Raw genomic sequence first — 20,533 nt, forward strand, 5'->3', positions numbered from 1 at the left:
CAGCTGTTGCGGATGATGTCGGACGAGCGGAAGCGGATTCCGCTGGAGTGGTTCGAGACGCAGCAGCGCCTCGGGAAGCTCGCGGTCACGGCACCGGGCGTCGGTCCGGACTACCAGCTGCCGGACAGGACGCTGCTGAACGGGTCGCCGTCGATGCACTGGCGCAGCAACCGGCAGGTGCAGAGCCTGATCCGCTGGCACAACGCGGTCACCACGGCCGTGGTGACCGGTCGGCGGCTCTCGGTGCGGTTGATCCTGTCGGCGCTGCGTGCGTCCTGGGTGGACCACCAGAACGAGCGGGACGACCGGCGCGCGGCATGGACCGCCCACAAGCAGGGGAAGCGGTTCGAGCTGGAGGTGGCCCAGCACACGGGCGCCCTCGGCCTCCTGGACGCCGAGGGTGACCCGTTCACCGTGCAGGCGCTCATCGCCGCCGGCCAGACCGGGCGGGCCGTCGACCGGCAGTGGGCACGGCGGGTGCTCGCGCTGACCCAGGAGTCCGAACTCCGCCAGATCGACGACCGGGCCGAGCGGCGGCACACGGCCCGGCGGCTCCTGGTGCACACGGTGATCGCCGGTGCGGCCTTGGCCGGGGTGGTGGCCGTCGGCGGTTGGGCGATGTGGCCGCTGCTGACGACGACCACGGCGGGGTATGTCCAGTTCGCGATCCGGGGTGGGCTGGGTCTGCACCGGGGTGCCTACAGCCAGCAGATGCGGGTGTTGGTGGAGTCGATCCTGGAGCGTGGGCAGTTCAACGTGTCGACGGTGCGGCGGTTGATCGGGACGATGCGCAAGTACGCGATCTTCGATCGGGCGGCGCCGCGGCAGATCGAGAACTTCGACCGGGTGGCGAACGAGTTCCTGGTGATCGCGTACGTGTTGGAGCGGGACCTGCAGGTCGCGAACGGGGAGACGGCGCGGATCCGGCACGAGACGGCGTTGGAGCTGTTCTCGATCTTCCTGGACAAGGCCGGTAACGCGTTGGGGGCGCAGGCCCAGTCGTTCCACGGGTTGAACCCGCATGGCGGTCTGTTGGGCCGGGTGTTGAACACGACGTTGGCGTTGACGTTCGTGGTCAACGCGTTCGGTCACGTCAACGGGGTGTTCACGCTGGGTGGGTTCGTGTTGGCGGTGAACGCGGCGTACGCGGTGGCGGATCTGTTGTTCCTGGGGCAGGCCGGCCCGTCGGCGGTGACGGGGCTGGCTGGTTGGGACGTGGGTGGGCATCCGTTGGTGCGCAAGTTGGTGCACCGGTTGGCGTTGCCGATGATCACGGTGGCGAACGTGTTGTTGACGTTGCAGTTGGCGTTCATCGACGACTCGGCGATGGTGGTCCCGGCGTTGGCGCTGACGTTGTCGTCGGGTTACCTGACGGTCCTGGGTTTGATCAGTGAGGGCAAGCTGGGTCGGTTGGCGCCGCGGCGGGGTGCGTTGGCGAACGGGGTGCTCAACGGCGCTCTGATGGCGTTCGGGGTGTTCACCCTGCTGCCGGACCACTGGCTGCAGCTGGGTATCGGGCTAGGCGCGGCGATCTTGGGGCTCCTCGGCGTCTCCAAGATCGACCTGCGGCTCTCGCGGCGCACCAGGGCCCCGCCGGCGGACGTCCGGCGGCTCACGGAGCTGGACGGACTGCTGGCCGACGCACGTGCGCGGTTGGCCTCGGCGCCGCAGTTCCGCCGGGACGCGGTGCGCAACCGCTTGCTGCCCGAGCTCGACCGGGCCGAGACCCTGGTCGCGCAGCTCCGGGACGCGAGCGAGACCGGGCCCGTCCCGAACCACCGGCTCGAGCGCGCCGGCCGCCGGGTCGACGGCGTGGTCGAGACGCTCGACCGCCTACTCACCGCGGCCGGCTCCGGCGGACTGGTGGCGTTGGGCCCGCAGGAACGCGCCCGGCAGGCGATGCTCGGCGCGGCGGGACGGCTGCATTCGGTCTCCGTGGAGCTGGACCGCGAGCGGTTCCGGCACCTGCCCCGGGGCCCGCCCGGCGTGGAGGTCCGGGTGATCGCCGCCAACGACCGTCCGGCCGGTGCGGAAGGCGTGATCGCGTTCGGCTGGGGTCAGCGCAGGGTGGTGCTGGTCTTCGAGGACACGGTTGCCGAGATCGACGCGCACATCGCCGCGGGCCGGCTGCCCGCCCGGTGGTGGCAGGCGCTGCTGGCCCACGAGCGCGACTTCCACCTGGACTCCGGCCGGCACACGGGGGTGCGGCACGCGCTGCACGCGGCCCGGCCGCTCGCAGCCCTGTTGCGGGCCCGGGCGTCGGCCTGGCTGGCGCGGGTTCGGGCGGCGAATCCGGTGACCTGGCTGCTGGCCGGGCGCGGCCTGATGCCGGACAGCGGCCGGATCGCGGTCGCCGAGGCGCTGGTGGGATGGGTGCGGCAGGCGCCCGGTGCCGCGGCGGACCGGCGCGCCGTGCGGCTGTACGAGGCGACGGTGGCTGTGGCTCCGGTCATCGAACGGGTCCGGGCGGGTGCGGACACGCTCGATGCGCCGGCGCTGGCCCGGTTGCACGCTGCCCTGGCCGGCATCGCCGAGCTGCGGCCCCGGTACGGCGACGGCACCGCGCGGTGGTCCTGGCTGCCCGCGGTCTTCGGACCGTTGCTCGGGCCGGGCGTGCTCGCCGCCGTCGGGATGGCTGCCGGTACGGGCCTCGCAGCGCTCGGTGTCGGCTGGGTCGCGGTCGTGGCCGGGGCGGCGGTCGCAGCGGGGGCCGAGGCCCTGCGGGGAGTCGCTTCGGCGACGAGCCCGAGAACGGCCGCGCCGCTGCGGGGCCGGACCCGTGCTCTGCTGCGGTGGGCGGGCAGCGAGCGCGGCCGGGCCGTGCTGCTGCGGGTTGCTGCCGGTGCCGCGGGCGTCGCGCTCGGCGCGGCCTTCGTGGCGGCGGCGCTCACCGCGGTCGGAGGGCTCGCCGTGGCGTTGCCGCCGACCGGTGGGTTCGCGCGTCCCGGCGGCGACGGGCCCCGCGCTGCCGGGCCGCGCGGCGAGCTGCTCCCGGAGGCCGGGGCCGACGCCGGCGTGCTCGCGCCGATCCCCGGGATCGGGATGCGGTCGAGCAGCGGGCGCGGGCCCGAGGGTGGGCTGCTCACGTACGGCCGGTGGGACGACGGGGCCATGCCGCAGCTGCCCGGCGACGCTCCCGCCCCGGTACTGGAGTGGGTCGGGCTGTGGCGCGCGGCCACCGACGAGCTGCTCGCCGGGCGGACCGACGGCCCGGCTGTCGTCGAGCTGCTGGAGCGGGCCGGCCGGACCGTGGCCGACCTGCCGGTGCTGGTCCGGCACTACGCCGACAACGAGTTGGTCAGCGACCAGTTCAAGTACTTGGGCGCGGTGGGCGAATACCGGGTGGAGGTCGCACCCGACGGTGCGCGCACCCTGAACCTCTTCGGGGCGAACGACGATTTCGAGGTCTACGCACTGGTCGCCAGCCATTTCGCGGCGTGGGCGGGGTTCAGCCCGGCCCAGGTGCCGTGGGTGGCGCGGCTGGCGGTCAGCGGCGGCGCGAGCTCGGGGTGGATCTCCTCGGCGTGGGTGCCGCTGCGGGTCCTGGCCGGCGTCCGGATGGCCGTCGGCCCGCTCGTGGACCGGTTGATCGAGGAATTCGACGCCGACTCCGGCGCGACCGTCGCGCGGATCCGGGAGGCCTTCGGCTACTCGCGCACCGAGCTCCAGGACGCGTTCCTGCGGGCGGCGCTCGACTACGCCGCCGAGTTCCGCGTCAAGGCCGACGAGGTGCGGCGCGCGCCGACGGAGCCGGAGCAGCCGGTCGAGCTGGTCGAGGGCACGGTGCTGGCCTTCCACCGCAGGGGTGAGACCGACGAGGAGGCCTTCCGCGGCGCGCCCGGCGTCGGCCAGTACCGGGTGGCCGAGATCGACGCGCTGGCGGCGGTGCTGCCCACGCTCGGACCGCTGCGGTCGCGCCGCCTGCTGCGGCTGCTCCCGAAGGAGGACACCGATCTGGTCGTGGTGTCCGAACGAGACCTGGCCCGCGCCCTCGAGGAGTCCGGGCTGGCGGAGGTGCCCGGGCTGCTGTACCGGCTGACGGTCATCGAGGTCGCCGGGCGCCGCTACACGACCGACGCGAGGGTCGACGAGCGCCGGCGGCTCGTCGAGAAGGACCGGTGGTCCCGGTACGGGTTCGAGGTCGGCCGGTTCACCGGATGGCGCGACACCCGGCGCGAGCCCGACGGCACGTGGAAGGAGGCGCGGCAGGCAGCGTCCGGCGATTGGCGGTGGCTCGCCCGGCAGGGGTGGGTGCGGGTGCCACACGGTGCCCGTCGCGGGGCGTCGGGATCCGACCGGCTGCGGGACCCCGACCTGGTGGCCGGCCTGCGCGGTGCGGAGCTGACCGACCCCGGCGCCGTCGCAGAGCTGGCCGCGAGGATGCGTGGGGCGCGCGGGTTCTCCCTGCCGGCACTGCTGGCCCGCGCCACCGCCGACCTGCTGGAAGGCCGCTACCGCGGTCCGGCGGTGTTGGTGCTGCGGGCCCGTGCGGCCTGGCGTTCCGGGCTGCGGCCGCTGCCCGCGATCCGGTTCCACCTCGGCGACGGTGCTGTCGTCGAGCCGGACACCGGGCTGCCGATCGACGCCGGAGCGCGGTGGAACCCGGCCACCGGTGCGCTGGAGATCTACGGCGCCGACGCATCGGGTCTGGCCGGGACGACGGCGATGCTGCTGCTGATGCACTGGTTCGGCATCGCACCCGGGTACGCGGCGTCGCTGGCGTTGCCGACCGAGGCCGCGCTGGATCCGGCCGGTGTCCCGACCCGGGCCCGCCGGGAGATCGACGCCCTGGTCGCGGGTGGTCACCACGCGGGGCTGGCAGCCCTGTACTCATGGGCGGGTCTGGAGTCGCGGTACCGCTTCTCCCAGATCCACCACTCGGAGCACCGGCAGTTCGCCGTGCGCCCCCTGAGCGCGCTGTGGGGCGACCTGATGGCGCGGGTGCGGCCGCACGCGCCGCTGGGGCGCCACCTCGGGCGCTACATCGGCAGCGTCAACGCCTACCTGCCCGCCGGCTTCGTCCAGGGGCGGGACGAGAACGGCGGCGAGGTGCTGCGGCTGCCGCAGCGGACCGAACCGTCCCGGGTGCTCACGGTGCGCCTGTCCTCGGCGGCGGTCGTCCTCGACGGCCGGCGCGCGTGGAACGCCCGCTCGGTGCGGGAGACCGGTGGGCTGCCATGGCGGTCGTGGCCCGCCGTCCGGCGCATCCGGCTGCTTCGGCTCGCCGAGGCCTGGCATGCCGCGGGTGCTCCCGCCGCGCGGGTCGACGGCCTGGAGGTCCACCAGGCGCCTGCGGGTGAGGGGCGCACGCTGCTGATGACCCGGCCCGGTGGCGAGCTCGTCGGGGTGGTCGCCATCGAGGCGCCGCCTGCGGAGCCCCGCGACCGGATGCGCGCGGGGATCCGGGTGTGGGGCAACCTCCTCGAACGGATCGCCGCCGCGCAGCGGGGGAACGAAGGCGGGCTGGCGTGGCTGTTCGACCGGCTGACGCTCACGATCGACGGGTTGGAGCGCCTGCCCGACGGCGGGGTGACGGCGAACGGCAGGCGCTGGATCACCGCCGAGGACCTCGAGCTGGTGCAACTGCTCGTACCGGATGCGTTGCGGTTGCTGGTGGCGGTGGTCGGGCCCGCCGGCGAGCAGAGCCGGGCCGTCGAGCACGCCCGGACGCTGGTCACCCGGTGGGCCGACGGGCCCGATGGCGCCGAGGTGGGCCGGGAGCAGCGTGCTCACGTCGAGGCGGCGCTGGCCGGCACCGGGAGGATCGCCCTCGACGTCCTGTCGGTGCCGCTGCTGTCGGACGCGCTGGCGACGGTGGTGGCGGAGCTCCTCGACGCGGCCGGGCGCCGGCTCGAGAGCGCCTACCCGGACTTCGAGCTGGTCAGCCGGCAGCTCGAGCTCGCCGGTGCCGTGGAGGAGCTGACGGGGGGCCACCCCGGCGAGCGCACCGAGCGCGCGCGGTTCCACACGGCGCTGGCCCGGCTGTACCGGATGCTCGACGTCGAGCACCCCGACGCCGAGCACCGGGTACGGCTGGCGGAAACCCTGGGCGAGCTCGCCGGAACTTCGGCCGAGAACCGGGACGGGCTGGACCGCGCCGCGTTCGGCAGGCTCGTCGACGCGGTGGGCGACCCGGCGGTCGACCGGGAAGCGGCGGGCTCCCTCCCCGTCCCGCCGCCGTGGCTCGGTGACCTCCTCGCGGGGGCGACCCCCGATGGAGCCGTTCCGGGCTGGCTGGCCGGGTACTGGCAGCAGGCGTCCCCCCGGCGTCGGCTGCTGCTGCTGATCCTGGCCGCGATGGCCGGACCCCGGGTCCCGCCGGGTCTCGCCGAGGACCCCCGGGATCACGCTCCCGCCGCGCAGGTGAACGGCTTCCTCGTGCACCACGTGCAGCTCGGCGACCAACAGGTCCTCCAGCTCACCCGCGAGGACGGCGAGCTGGTCAAGGTCGTGCTCGACGACGTCGTCGAGCACGCCGGACGTCCGCGCACACCGGAGCCGCTCGTCGAGCAGCTGCGCTCGGGGGTGTCCGCGTTGCGGGACGCGTTCCGTTCCGGGGCGGCGGGGCCCGGGCCGGCGTGGCTCCTGGACCGGCTCGCGCTGATGCTCGACGAGCTGGAGCGCACGCTCGCCCACGTCGAACCGTCCCCCGGGGGCGCCGACCGGCGTGCGCAGAGGTCGGTGCGGCGCACGCTGCGGCTGCTGGTCACCGTGGCTGCCTACCGGGACGCCGCGATGCTGCTGGCCGCGGAGTCCGGGATCGACGTTCCGGGGACCGGGCTGCCCGACCCGTTCGACCCGGGCACCGCCGCCGGGCCCGGCTCGGCGAGCCTGCTGGAGCACGTGCTGGCCCAGGATCCCGCCGGTCGGCGCGCACGCACGTGGGACCGCCACCACACGATGCGGTCGGTGCTCGCCCAGAGCCGGGCGGGCGACCGACCCGCCCCGGGCGCCACCGGTCTGCCCGATCACCTCGCCGATGTGCGCCACACCCGTCCGCGTACGGCGGCGGGGCTGTCGGCGGGCTGGTGGCCGTGGGTCGAACGCCACGTGGGCCTGCGGGACGCGCTCCAGCAGTTCCGCAGGGAGAACCGTGCCGTCCAGGCGTACCTCCGGCGGCTCAAGTGGTGGGGGGCCGATCTCCCCGCGGAGGAGCGGTCCGAGCGGTTCGACGGCCAGGTCGTCGGCGTGCAGAGCGCGCTGCTCCTCGCGGGGCGCGGCCCCGTCCAGCGGGTGTCGCGGGGCATGGGGTGGAGCGCCGCCCTGCCTCCCCTGCCGTCCGACCCGGCGGCTGCGGCCACGATCGTCGTCGAGAGCGAGTCGACGAGGGCGGCCCCGTTCGCGCCGGGCGACGTCCTGGAGAACTCGACGATCGAGTTCGTGACCAACGAGCCCGACACCGCGGCGTCCTACGCGAGGACGAGCTGGGGGACCCAGCGGATCGTCATCGACTACATCACGACCGCCCCCGTCTGGCTGGGGGCCAGCGGCTACTACCCGGCGAGCGAGGCACTGCTGCCGTTCGGGCACCGGGCGGTGGTCGTCGACGTCGTCCGGGCGCCGTCCGAGGGGATCGACTACCTGGTCGTCGCCGTCGAGGAGCACCTGATGGACCCCTCGGCGCAGCCCGCGCACGGGCTGGGCCTCGCCGAGCGGTTCGACCCGGTCGACACCGACGACTGGATCCGGGTCGGGCCGGCGATGGGGCACGGTCGGGGTGGCACCTTCCTCAGCCCCGACGGTGGGCTCCACTACCTCAAGCACCAGCCGAGCCCGGACCACGCCAAGGTCGAGGTGCTGGGCGGCTGGTTCTACGCGCTGGCCGGGATCGCCGCCGGCGAGCTCCGGCTCGTGATGCACGAGGGAGCCCTCGCGACCGCGTCGAGGATCGTCCCGGGCGCCACCACGGACCTGCTCGGCAGGCTGGCCGACACCGAGCTCCTGGCCGAGATCCAGGACGGGTTCGCGGTCGACGCCTGGCTGGCGAACCGGGACGTGGTCGGAGAGGCCTGGGCCAACATCCTCGTCACCCACGGGGAGCCGGGCGCCGACCGCCGTGGCGCGGTGCGCATCGACCAGGGCGGGACGCTGATGTTCCGCGCCCGCGGTGAGTCGAAGGGCGCCGAGTTCGGCGACTCGGTGACCGAGTGGGAGACCCTGCGCAGCCCGGAGGACAACGAGGAGACGGCAGCGGTCTTCGGCGCCATGACCGACGAGCAGCTCAGGGCGTCGGGTGAGCGCGTCGCCGGCATCACGACCGACCAGGTCGCCGCCGCCGTCGCCGCCGCCGGGTTCGCACCGGAGACGGCGCACATGCTCAGGACCCGGCTGGCGGGGCGCCGCCGCGACATCGCCCGCCGGGCCGGCATCACGCTCCCGTCGGAGGCGCCGAGCGCGGCGGTGCCGGCCGAACCGGACTTCTCCGCGGTACCGGACGTGGACGTCGCCGAGCCGCCTCTGCCGTCCGAGGGATCGATCTCGGCCGGGATCGTGGTCGTCGAGCGGGGCCGCCTGTGGCTGATCGAGCCGAAGGGCCACTACGGCGGCTACCGCTTCACCTTCCCCAAGGGGCGGGTCGACGCCGGGCTCACGGCCCAGCAGAACGCCCACCGCGAGGTGTGGGAGGAGACGGGGCTCCGCGCGCAGATCGTCGGGTACCTCGGCGACCACCGCGGCAACAGCACGACCACCCGGTACTACCTGGGTGTCCGCACCGGTGGCACCGCGCTGCCGCCCGACCCCAGTCCCTACGTGCAGGGAGGGCGGGAGACGGCGTCGGTCCGGCTCGTCAGCCCCGCCGAGGCGGCGCAGATGCTCGACCGGGACCGGGATCGGCGCGTTCTCGCCGAGGCCGAGGCCGCGATGCAAGCCGGTCACGGTGACGGCGGTCTGGTGGCGCTGAACCCGTTCGGCGGGGCCCGGCGCGTGATGCAGGACGCGGCGCAACGGCTGTACGAGGCCGCTGCGGCGCTGGACCGGGAGCGGTTCCCGCACCTGCCCCGCGGGCCGCCGGGGGTGCGGGTCATGGTGGTACCGGGCGGGTTGCGACCCGCGGGGGCCGAGGGCGTCATCGCGTTCGGGTGGGGCGCGCACGGCGGAGTGGTGCTGGTGTTCGAGGACACCGTGGCCGAGATCGACGCGCACATCGCCGCCGGCCGGCTGGATGCGCGGTGGTGGCTGGGGCTGCTGGCCCACGAGCACGGGTTCCACCTGGTCGGCGACCGGCACACCGGCCTGTGGCACGACCTGCACGCAGCGTGGGTGGCTGCCGCACTGCTGTGGGCGCGGGCGCGGATCGCCGGCCTGGGGGCGGCGACCTCCCTGCACGCAGGCCCGGCGGGTGCCACGAGGCGCGACGGCGCGGCGATGCGGCACGGATTCCTGTTCGGTGAGGAGTCCTCGCTGAACGAGGCGCTGCGAACGGCGCTCCGGAGGGGGCCGGCCGAGACGGTCGACCCGTTCGAGCTGCCCGGGGCACCGCCGGCCCGGGTCGTGCGCGTACCCGGCGAGTACCTGCGGGCCGCGGGTCTCGGCCGCGTCGTGGACCGCCTCGGGGCCTACACCCTGCACACCCCCGACGGTCCGGTGATCGTCTTCACCGACGAGATGTTCGCGCGGCTGCGCGCTGCCGGGCTCCTCAGGGGCATCCTGAGGATCGAGATCGAGGACCGGGTGCTCCCGGGGACCGCCACCGAGGCGGCCCACCAGCTCCGGGTGGACGCGGTGATGGACCGGTTGCCACCGCCGCCCGGTTTCGTCCAGGTGGTCGACGGGCACGGCCGGCAGGCGTGGCAGGCCCCTGAGCTGGGGGACCAGGCACCCGCCCTCCTCGACCGGGCCGTCCGGATCACCACGCGCACGATGAGCGCGTTCGGGAGCTCGCTCGGCCGGGGATCGGGGACGATCCTGTGGACGGACGGTCAGGTCGCGTACGTCCTGACGAACCAGCACGTCGTCGAGGGATCGCATGTCCTCGCCGTCGAGGTGTCCGCCCCGTCCGGCGGGGTCACCGCCGCAGGCGACGTCCTGCCGCGGCCGTCGCCGGACGCCATCGTCCACCAGCTGGTGGCGGCGGGCGCCACGCAGGGGCTCGACCGGGCCTGGCTCCGCGCCGCGGTCGGTGCCGTCGATCTCGCCGTCGTGCGCATCGAGCACCCCGCCCTCGCCCGGCTCCGGCTCGCCCCGATCCGCTTCCGCGGCCGGTCCGGATCGCCGGCCCGGGTGCGGGTGCTGGGATACCCGGACAGGACGATCCCGGTCGGCGTCGGCGCCGATCCGGCGCCCCGGGGAGACGCCCTGGTGGTCGGCGGCGGCCGCACGCTGGCGCGTCGACAGGGTCTCGATCTGGTCATCGTGGAGCAGGGGACCGCCGACCACGGCAGCTCTGGCGGTCCGGTCGTCGCGGAGGGCGAGGACGCCCTGGAGGGCGTTGTCCGCGGCGGCGCCGAGGACGTCAGCGGGGTGGTCGTCGCCGTCGGCGGCGACATCGCCGGCGCGTTCGTGCGTGCCAACGGGCTGCCTGAACCGGCGTCGGTGGGCGCGGCATCGGCGGTGTTGCACCGGAGCGACGGCGGTGAGATCCCACTGGTGCCCGGGCAGCGGGTGCGTATCGGACGGGGGCGGGACAACGATGTCCGCTTCGCGGGACGCGTGGTGGCGGACCGGCACGCCGAGATCCGCTACGACGCGCACCGGGGTGTGTGGATCATCCGTGACCTCGGTACGGATGGCGGCACGTACGTCAGAGGCGAGCGGTCGGGGTCTCGGCTCGGTGGCGGTGAGAGGCAGCTGCGTGACGGCGACTTCATCGGTCTCGGCCGGTTGGGGGGCCAGGACCTGCGGTTCGTCGAGAGCGCCGCCCGCTCCCCCCGGCGGGGTTGGCCGGGCACGGCGCTGACGGTCATCGGGATCGCCCTCGCCGGGATGCTGTTCCCCGAGGTGTGGGGTGGGGCGGGCACCGCGCACGCCGCGACCCGCACCGGTCACGCCGCCGCCGAGCCGGGCGGAGTCTGGGCGCTGCTGGGCACGGGGCACCTCGGCGTGGTCGTGCTGGCGGTGGCGGGGCTCGGCCTGCCGCTGGCCGCCGACGCGTGGGCGGCCCGTGCCGGGATCGGTCCGCGCGGGCCGCCGGTCGTGCGCTGGGCCCGGATGGCCACCGGCGAGGCGCTCGGCCCGGAGGTCTCCGACACCCGGTCGCCCGGCCGGCACGCCCTGGGGCGGGCGAAGGCCCGGGTCGTCGAGCGCGGGCCCGCGGTGCGCGCGCTCCTCGCGGCCTCGGGCGTCGCGGTGGTGCTCGGGCTGGTTGCGCCGGTGGCCGCTGCCCAGCCCGGCGAGGCCGGCGAACCGGTCGCCCACAGCCAGGTCGCCGCCCAGGGCCCGGTGGACCAACGGGTTCGGCTCCAGCTGCCGCCGCCGGTCGGAACCGGGCGGCAGGTCCGGACCCAGCCGGCGGACACGGTCGCGCGGCTGGCGGACGGGCTGGGCACGGCCCCGGCCGCCGTGCGCTCGGCGCTGCAGGCGGCGAACCCCGGCCTGGTGCTGCCGCCGAGCGACGAAACGCCGCTGCCGGTCCACACCGCGTTCGAGGCTCCGGAGGGAACCGGCACGACGTGGCGGACCCAGCCCGAGCTGGATGGCGTCCACGACAGCCTGTCCCGGATCGCTGCCCGCTTCGAGCTGCGCGACTGGATCGACGTCGCCGATCACAACCGCGAGGAGCTGACCGGTCGGGACCCGAACCTGATCCGCCCGGGCGAGACGTTCGCCGTCCCCGGGACGCCCGCTGCGCCGCCGACGGAGCCGCGGCCGACGGAGCCGCGGCCGACCGAGCAGCAGCCGACCGAGCAGCAGCCGACCGAGCGGCCCACGGAGCCGCAGCCCGGCCGCACCGACGAGCCCAGCCCGTCGGCCTCGACCGCGCCGCACGCGCGTACCTCGCCGCTGGTCCTGGTGGCGGCGTGGTCGGCCGCCGCCGTGGCGGTGCTGGTCGCCGGGTTCGGGGCGCTCGCCTGGTGGCGCCATCGGTACCCGCCGGCCGATCCGAGGGGTCCCGCAGGCCCGTCCGGTCCACCGGGCGGCGGCCCGGCCGACGGGGGTGCGGCGGCACCCGGTTCCACCGGTCCGCGGGCCCGGATCGGGATCGGGATCGGGATCGGGATCGGGAGGACGGTGCTCGGCCTGCTCGCCCTGGCCGGCGGGGTGGCCGTGGCAGCGGTCGGGGCGAACGTTCTCGGGTTGGCCGCCGGGCTCGTGGTCGGGCTGGTGACGGGCGTGTTCGGGGCCGGGGGCGCGCTGGTCGCGATCCCCACCCTGACCGGCCCCTTCCACCTGGCCGCGGATCCGGCGTCCGCGGCGAGCCTGGTGATCGTCGGGGCGACCGCATTGATCAACACCTTGCACGGGCTGCTCCGGAAGGAGAAGGACCTCGACCGTCGCACCGGCCTCGCGCTCGGCGCGGCCGGGTTCCCGCTGTCGTTGCTCGGCGGCGTCGTCGCAGGTCTGGTCGGCCCGCACCCGCTGGCGCTGGTGCTGGCCGGGCTGATGGTCCTCGCCGCGGTGCGGACGTGGCGCGGGGACGCCGGCAGCGATGTCACCGCGGTGGCCGGGTGGAGGCGATGGGTCGCCATCGGTGCCATCGGACTCGGAGCCGGTTTCCTCACCGGCCTGCTCGGCATCGGCGGGGCGTTCCTGCTGATCCCGGCGCTCGTGCTGGCGAAGGTCACCGACTTCGGAACGGCCAAGGCGACCGTCGTCATGGTCACCGCGATGAACTCCGTCGCCGGCCTGGTGGTGCGCCACGGCGAGCTGGCGGCGCTGGACTGGGGGCTGATCACCCCGTTCGCCGCCGCGGCGGTCGTCGCCGGCCTGGTGGGCAAGCAGCTCATGGCCAACAAGAAGATCAAGGCGAAGCTGGGTGCCCACGGTCTGCAGCGCGCCTTCGCCGTGGGCTTGATCGGCCTGGCCGGCTCCACCGGCTACGGCGCGCTCGCCGCGCTCACCGGATCCACCACGGTCTCCGCCGCGGTCGCCGCGCTGCTGGTCGCCGGGTTGACCGCCGCTGCCCTGCTGGGGCCGCGCGCGGTGAGGTGGCTGCGCGACCGGCGGAGCCCCGCCAACGGCGTGGCCGGTTGGGCGCGGGCGCACCAGGGCCTGCTCGTGGGCGCGCACCAGGGCGTCGGGATGACCGCCGCGATGGTGGCCACCTACGCCACGTTCGCGATCGCTCAGACCTACGGGGTGCCGGCGGCGTCGACGCTGCTGCTCGCGTTCGCCGGGTGGGGTGTGGGCGGGGCGGCGCTGCTGCTGGTGAACGCGCTCTTCGGCAAGCGGCTGGGCCCCTCCGCGGGGCTGGCCGCCGGACTGGCCTCCTCGGTGGCGCTGGCGTCGGTCGCGGTGGCGCCGCCGGTGTTCGGGGTGCTGGTCGTGCTCTACGGGCTGTCCGGCGTGCTGATCTCCGCATCCGCGATCTTCCAGGCCGGCATGGCGCACCACCCGCTGCCCAGGGAGGCCGACGCCGCCCGGACGACCACGTCCCAGACGTGGGCGGCGATCTCCCGGGCCTGGCTGCCGCTGGCGGTGGCCGGAGCGGTGGCCGCGTTCGGCTGGAGGGGGGCGACGGTCGCGCTGGGCGTGGCCTTCGCCGGCCTGACCGCGCTTACCTGGATGGCGCTGCGCGGCGGCGAGCGACCCGCGGCCACGACCGGTTCGGTCCGGCGCTCGGTGACGGCCGCCGCCCGGCGGGCGGCGGCGTCGCCGAAGGCGCTGATGCGGTTCGTCATGGCGGCCCCGCTGCTCGGGTTCCTGCTCGGCTTCCCGATCGGCTGGATGCTCGGAGCGCTGTCGTCGTTGCTGAAGGTGCACCTGCCGTGGCTCGCCCCGGAGCACGTCGTGTGGGCCTCCGCGCTCGTCACCTTCGTGCACCGCTACGCGGCGGCGTGGGCGAACGCGCGCTGGGCGAAGGCGGCGGGCACGAGGCGCTGGATGAACACGCCGGTGGCGACGACCGCCACCATGTTCTCGGTTCCGCCGCTGGTCGGCGTGCTGCTCCTGTGGCCGCACGCGGCCCCGCTGGTGCTGATGCTGGTGGCGGTCAGCGTCGCGTTCCAGCTGCCGATGGCCCCGGCCATGGCCCGCACGCGGGGCGTCGGCGGCGTCAGCCGGTTCTTCGTCGGAACCCAGCTCGGCGCCGCCGCGGGGGTGGGCCTCGCCCAGCTGGCCGTGCAGACCCTCGCGCCCGGTGGCCTGACCGCGGCCACGGCCGGCCCGGTCGAGCTGGCGCTCGGCATCGGCTACACCGTGGTCGCGGCGGCCGCCGTGGCCGTGGCGCACCTCGTCACGAGGATCAAGGGCCGCTCGCTCGGTGAGCTGGAGGCCACGCTCGCCCCCGAGGTCCGCGCCGAGATCATGGGCGCCCTCGAGGGCCACGGCATCCTCAACCTCGGCGACCTGATCGTCCACACCGCCGACGAGCTGCGGGCCCTCGGCCTGACCGGCGACCAGGTCGTGCTGATCGAGCGCGGCCTGGCCGAGCTCGGTCACACCCTGCGCGGCCCACCACCGTCCGATCCGGGCGCCCGTGCCCCGCTGCCGGTGCGTTCCCCGCTCCGGTCGGTGGCAGCGGCCGTCGATCGGCTGTTCGAACTGCGTTCCGGGTGGTTCACCGATCTCGCGGCCCTCGCGCTCCTCGTCGACCCGAGGGCGGTCCGCGGCGAGGACTGGCACACCGCCGTCGTCCAGCTGCGCAGCGCGCTGGAGCGGCTGTTCGCCGATCCCACCGCCGGCCCCGACGTCGCCGAGCTGCGGGCCGCCCACCTGCGGCTGCGCGATTCCCTGACCGACATTCCCGGGCTGGGCACCCCGACGCCGGCCGAGGAGGCCCTCCGGGACGCGATCAGCGAAGCCGTCACCGACGAGCTCGCCGCGGTGCGCGCGGCGGACGTCCCGGAGCCACTGGTCACGGTGACGATGGAGTTCCGCTTGAAGTGGCAGCTGTGGCTGATCGCCTACCAGGACCTGTACGACGTGAACATCGCCCAGTACCTGGGGCGCGACACCGATCAACTGATCGCGCGGTGGCGGGAGTACGAGACGGCGCTGAAGGAGGCGCTCGCCGATCCGGGCCCGCTCACCGAGCCGTGGCGATCCCTGCTGGGCCACGCCCGCCGGCAGCACGACGAGATGACCGCGCGCCAGCGTGCCGCGGGCGAGCGGATCGCCGTCGAGCTCGAGCGGGTGGTGAACCCGCGTCGGGGGCCGACGAGTGGCGCCGTGCTCGACGGCGAGTGGCGCACGGGGCAGGAGGATCGCTGGGAGGAGCTGCTGCCCCGGCTCGAGCACCTCGGGACCAGGCACGAGCACGATCCCGCGGACCCGCGCGCGCCGCCGGACGTGTTGGAGATCCCGCTGAACGTGGCGGTGTTCGACCTCCTGCAGGCGGCCGGACTGGCCGACCTGCCGGGGCGCCTGGTCGGCTATTACTGGGCGGACCGCGACGTGGTCGTCGTCTTCGCGCCCACGTTGTACCGGCTGGGCGTGACCGGGCTGCTCGGGCGGTTGCTGGCGCACGAGGACTTCTTCCACCGCCAGGGCCGGATCGCTGAGCGCAATGAGGCCGGCCTGACCCACGACGAGGACGAAGCCGAGATCATCGAGCTGTTGGCCGAGCAGTTCCCGCTGGTCGACGCGGCCGCCTACGACCGGACCGGACGCCGGGTCGCCCTGACCCCGCTCCAGGTGGAGCTGGTGCGCGCGGCGCTCGCCGAGCGGGCCGCGGCGAACGCCGTCGAGCGGCGCACCGACGAGATGACGCTGCACACCGCGAGCCCGGTCGACCGCCCGGCCGAGGGGACCACGCTGGCGCTGGTCGACCAGCTGAACGAGCGGCTGTCCGAGATGCTCGCCGCCGCCGGTGCGGAACAGGTCGCGGTCCTCTACCTGTCCTTCGGCGGATCGGAGGTCGTCACCGACCGGGCGCTGTTCCTCGACCGGATCATGAACCTGCCCGCCGAGGTCCGCCAGGCTCTGTGGGCGGGCGATCCGCTGGTCGAGCTCGACGAAGGGCTGTCCGCGGTCGTGCGGGAGATCCCCGGCGCGATCGAGCGCTCCCTGCGGGTGCGGCGGCTGATCCGGTCCGCGGTGGCGCGGGTCGAGTCGGCGGCCGCGTCGTGGGAGCTCGGCAGGATCGACCGCGCCCTGGCCCTGATGACGCCGGCGGGTGACGCGTTCGCCGCGGCCCGCGCGGGGCTGGCCGAGCCCGCGGCCTGGCCGCTGCGGGCCGACGACCGGGCCGCCCGCGCGCTGGACGATGCCGAGGGGCGGGCCGCGGAGCTGCTCGCCGAGATGGGCACCCCGGCCGCGCTGCACCGGCTCGGGCAGCGCGCCTTCGACGTGATGGACCGCGACGGCGCCGAGAGGCGCCTGACGGCACTGGCCGCCCAGGTCCGCGCGCCTGCCGAGCTGGTGCGTGCCGGGGTGGCGGCCCATCCCGGCCTGTCGATCGGCGACCACGACCTGGTGAGCATCGGTGCCCCGCGGGGCGTGCCGTCCGCGCCGCGTACGCCGGCCGGGATCGGGCTGGAGGTGCCGGGCGCACTCGCTCCGGGCGGCGCGCTGACCACGCTGGCCGGGGAATGGCTGGTCGGTACTTACCGCCCGCTCACCCCGTTCGAACGCGCGAGCTGGCTGATCGCGCTGATCGCCGAGGCATGGCAGGCCTCGCCCGGCCCCGTCGCGGTGGTCGGCCGGTTGGAGGTCCACCGGGTGCCGGTCGCCGTCCCGGACGGGCTGCGGCTGCTCGGCCGGGACGCCACCGACGCCACCGGGCTGGTGCTCGTGGTCCGGCGGATCCGCGGCGGCAGGCGGCGGGTGGTCAACGCCTTCCCCGCGGGCGCCGACGACGTGGCGGTCCGAGCGCCACGCCTGGCGGACTCCGTACTGCCCGTCCGCGCCGGCCGCGAGCTCCTCGGCACGGGGTGGGCGATCGCACCGGACCTCGTCCTCGTGCCGTTGCACCTGTTCGGTGATCGGGAGCTGTGGGACGTCACGGTCGGCGGGGTGGCTCCGGACGCCGTGATCGCGGTCGCCCCGGAGTCGTTCGGGGTGGCCTCCCCGCTCGCGGAGCGGGCCCGCCGGCTCGGGCGGATGCTCTTCGACGTCGATCCGGGAACCGCCGACGTGGCGGTGCTGCACGTCCCGGGGCTGCACGCCGATCCGCTGACCGTCGGCACCGAGCCGATCGCGATCGGCCGGCCGCTGCTGGTCGCGGGCCAGGACGCCGGAGGGGTGCTGCGGCTGACCCTCGCCCCGGTCGTCGCCGCGGGCCCGGCGACCGTCACCCTGGCCGCCCCGCTCGACCCGGCCGCGCTCGGCGGCCCGGTGCTCGCAGGCGACGGCCGGGTCGTCGGGATGGTCGTCCACGTCGACCGCGCCGGGCGGGCCACCGCGCTCGTCGCGCCGCTGCTGGTCGCCGCGGGAACGGCGGGCCGGGCCGAGGCCCGCGCCGCGGGCGAGACCCCGGACCGGTTGCTCGACCACGTCGAGTTGCGGCTGGAGCTGGCTCGAACGGTGCACGCCACCGGCCGGCGTCACGAGGCCCACCGCCACCTGCGCAAGGCCGAGATCGCCCTGGACCACGTCGCGGCCGAGCTCGGCCGCCGCCGGGACAGCGCCCTCGCCGACGCCGAGTTCACCGCGGCGTTCGCGCGGCTCGTGCGGCTCGCCCGGCAGTGGTGGAAGCTGCTGCACGAGGCGCGGGGCCCGCCGGCCGACATCGCCGCGGCCGATGTCGCGCTCGGCCACGCAGCGGTGCTGTTCGCCGCCGAGAGCGTGCGGGGGCCGCAGCAGGGCGCCGAGGGTGCCCGGATCGCTGCCGCCGCCCTCGCCCTCGGGCAGCCGGCGGCCTGGCGCCTGCACGTGCAGTACCGGGTGCACCGCGCGAGCATCGCGGTGCTCCGGCGCGCGCTCGCCCCGACCTCGCCCGGCCACCGGCCCACCCGTGGCGACCTCGAGCGGGCGCACGACGCCGTGGCTGTGCTCATCGACCAGCTCCCGGCCGGCGTCGGTGACCCGCCGGCCGCGCTGCTGGCGCGCTGGGCGATCCCCGGTGAGCCGCCCGCCGGACTGCCCGCCTACCTCGAAGGCGAGCTGCCCGAGCACGTCCCCGGACTGGCCGGTGCCGCCCTGGCCGCCGCTCGCTACCACCTGCGGCAGGCCCGGCCCGGCACCGGACGGACCGGCGGGTTCGGCGCCGGGCCCGCCTTGGCGATCGTCGGGGCCGGCACCGCCGCGTGGTGGGGGCTGGCGACGGTGCTCGGTGGGGCCAGAGCCGAGGCAGCGCCCTCGCACGACGCCGCACCGGTCGACGCCGGTTCGGACCCCACCGTCCTGAAGGCGCTCGTGCTCCTCGTCGCCGCGTACGTCGGCTACCGCTTGCTGCGGGCGGCGGGCCGGTGGGTCGGGCGCGCGCTCCGGTCGATCGGCGAGGCGATCGTCAGCGCGCTGCGGCGGCCGCTGGACGCCGCCCTCGCCTGGGTCGGTGCGCGGCTGGTCCGGCTGCGGTGGGTGCTGCTGGGCACGGCGATCGGCTGGGTGGCGTCGGCGGGCGGGCACAGCCTGCCCACGGCGGGCGCCGGTCTGCTGCTCGTCGCGGTGGTGCCCGGGCTCGCGGGGCTGTTCCTCGTGGGGCTCGCCACGCTGCTCGGGCGCCCGACCACCGGGCTGATGCGCGACGTCGCAACGGCCTGGTACCGCGCCCGGCCGCCCTGGCAGGTGGGCGCGGGCCTCCTCCTCGGCGTCGCGCTGTGGGTGTTCGTGGGCGGCGACGCCGGTGCCGCGGCGATGGCGGCGGTGATCCCGGGCCCGGCCGGCGGCTCCGGGCGGATGGGGGCGCCCGAACCCCGCGCCGTGATGATCGCCGAATCGGACCGCGGACTCGTCCTCGTCACCGATCCGGCGGCGGTCGCGAGTGCACTGGCGGAGCTCCCCGGGCTGTGGGACCGCGGCGGGATCACCCAAGGCGACCGGGAGGGGCTCAGCCCGAGCGGGTTGTGGGAGGCGGTCCACCTCTGGCCGTTCCTGGCCGATGACCTCGACGCGGCGGACGGGGTCGCGGTCCCCGGCCTGCGTCAGGTCCGCGTCCTCTACGTGCTCGACGTCGCGCGCAGCGCGGTGGTCGTGCCGCGCACCGCTTTCGACGCCGTGATCAGCGGGCTCGACGCCCGGACGAGGACGGCGCTGGAGCACGACGTCGTTCGAGGGCTGTACGGCGGGAACGCCGGGCCCGGATGGCGGCCCGTGGCGGAGGACGTCGACCCGCCGGCGGGGCGGCTGCCGGCTGCGGGCCCGCCGCCGCTGCCCGCCGTCGAGTACGTGGGGACGTTGGGTCAGAAGCGCGGCCGGGCGACCGCCGTGCTGGTGGGCGCCGGTCGGGACTGGCTGGTGGTGCACCCGCGCGGCGACGACCTGGATCGCACCCTCGACACCGCCGCCGCGTACCGGGTACTGGGAGCGCCGTCGATGTCCACGTGGCCGGCCGTCGTGGCCGAGGACGTGCGGGCCGGCAACGAGAAGGTTGTACTGCGTGCAGGCGAGCGGGTCGAGGTCGCTCGCTACCGCGGGGGCCGGCAGGTCGACCTCGACGACCCGGTCCAGCGGGCCCAGGTGGCGCGCCTCCTCGCGGCTGCCGCAGTGCTCGGGGACATCGACGTCCGCGGCGTGAAGGTGGCCAACCTCGTTCGGGATCGCGCCGGGAACGTCGGGCTGGTCGACTTCGACGCCGGCATGAGGCTGGACTCCCTCCCCGCCGAAGCCCAGTTCCGGATCGTCATCGACGGGGCGCCGCACGAGACGCTGGCGGCGCGGAAGGTGTTCGGCGCGCTCACCGAGGCCGACCTGCTCGCCGGGTACCGGTACGTCGTCGAGCGGCGTGCCGAGCTGCTCGCGGTGATCGGTGACCCGGTGCGGCGCCTGGTGATCGGAGCCCGGCTGGACTGGTTGGGCGAGGTCGTGCGGGACGGGCGGCTACCGGACTGGTTGCGTGAGGAGCTCGAAGAAGCCCGGCGGGTCGCGGCCCGGGCACATCCCGGCGAGCGGCTGCCCGACCACGCCTACCGGCTGGGTTTCAGCCCGGAGCAGACGGTCCTGGTTTCGGGTGGGTTGGCCCGGATCCTGCAGGAGAACCCGGCGCCACGGCCGGACGGTTCCGCCGGCAACCGGGACCCGCCGGTGGAGGGCCTGCGCGAAGGCGAGACGTTGCTGGTCTTCCGCAGGGAGCGGCTGGTCGCCGAACTGGGCGGCCACCTGCCGGACGGGGAGGCGGCGGACGTCGTCGAGCGGCTGGTGACGTTCGCGTTCCACCACGCGGACGGCCTGGTCGTCGCGATCGAGGAGGAACGGCTCGCCGAGCTGGTCCGGCTGGGCGCGCTCGTGCAGGTGATCGACGGTGCGCGCAGCCGTGCGTCGCGGATCCCGCCGTCGGAGCTGCTGGAGCGCCCGCGCTCCCCGGCCCGGCCGAGACCTGGAACGAACCGATGAGGGA

1 protein-coding gene (cut by a window edge) is annotated in these 20,533 nt (G+C 75.6%); it reads left to right on the forward strand.

Going from position 1 to position 20,533, the window contains the following annotated elements:
* Positions 1 to 20,529, forward strand: the 3' portion of a protein-coding gene (locus ACU436_RS32285) for an NUDIX domain-containing protein (protein WP_459030809.1). The gene continues 40,704 nt to the left of window position 1, outside the view; 20,529 of the gene's 61,233 nt are visible here — the last part of the coding sequence; its start codon lies off the left edge, out of view; its stop codon occupies positions 20,527 to 20,529.
* Positions 20,530 to 20,533 lie beyond the last annotated feature (4 nt).

The organism is Pseudonocardia wallangbongensis, from assembly GCF_054486945.1.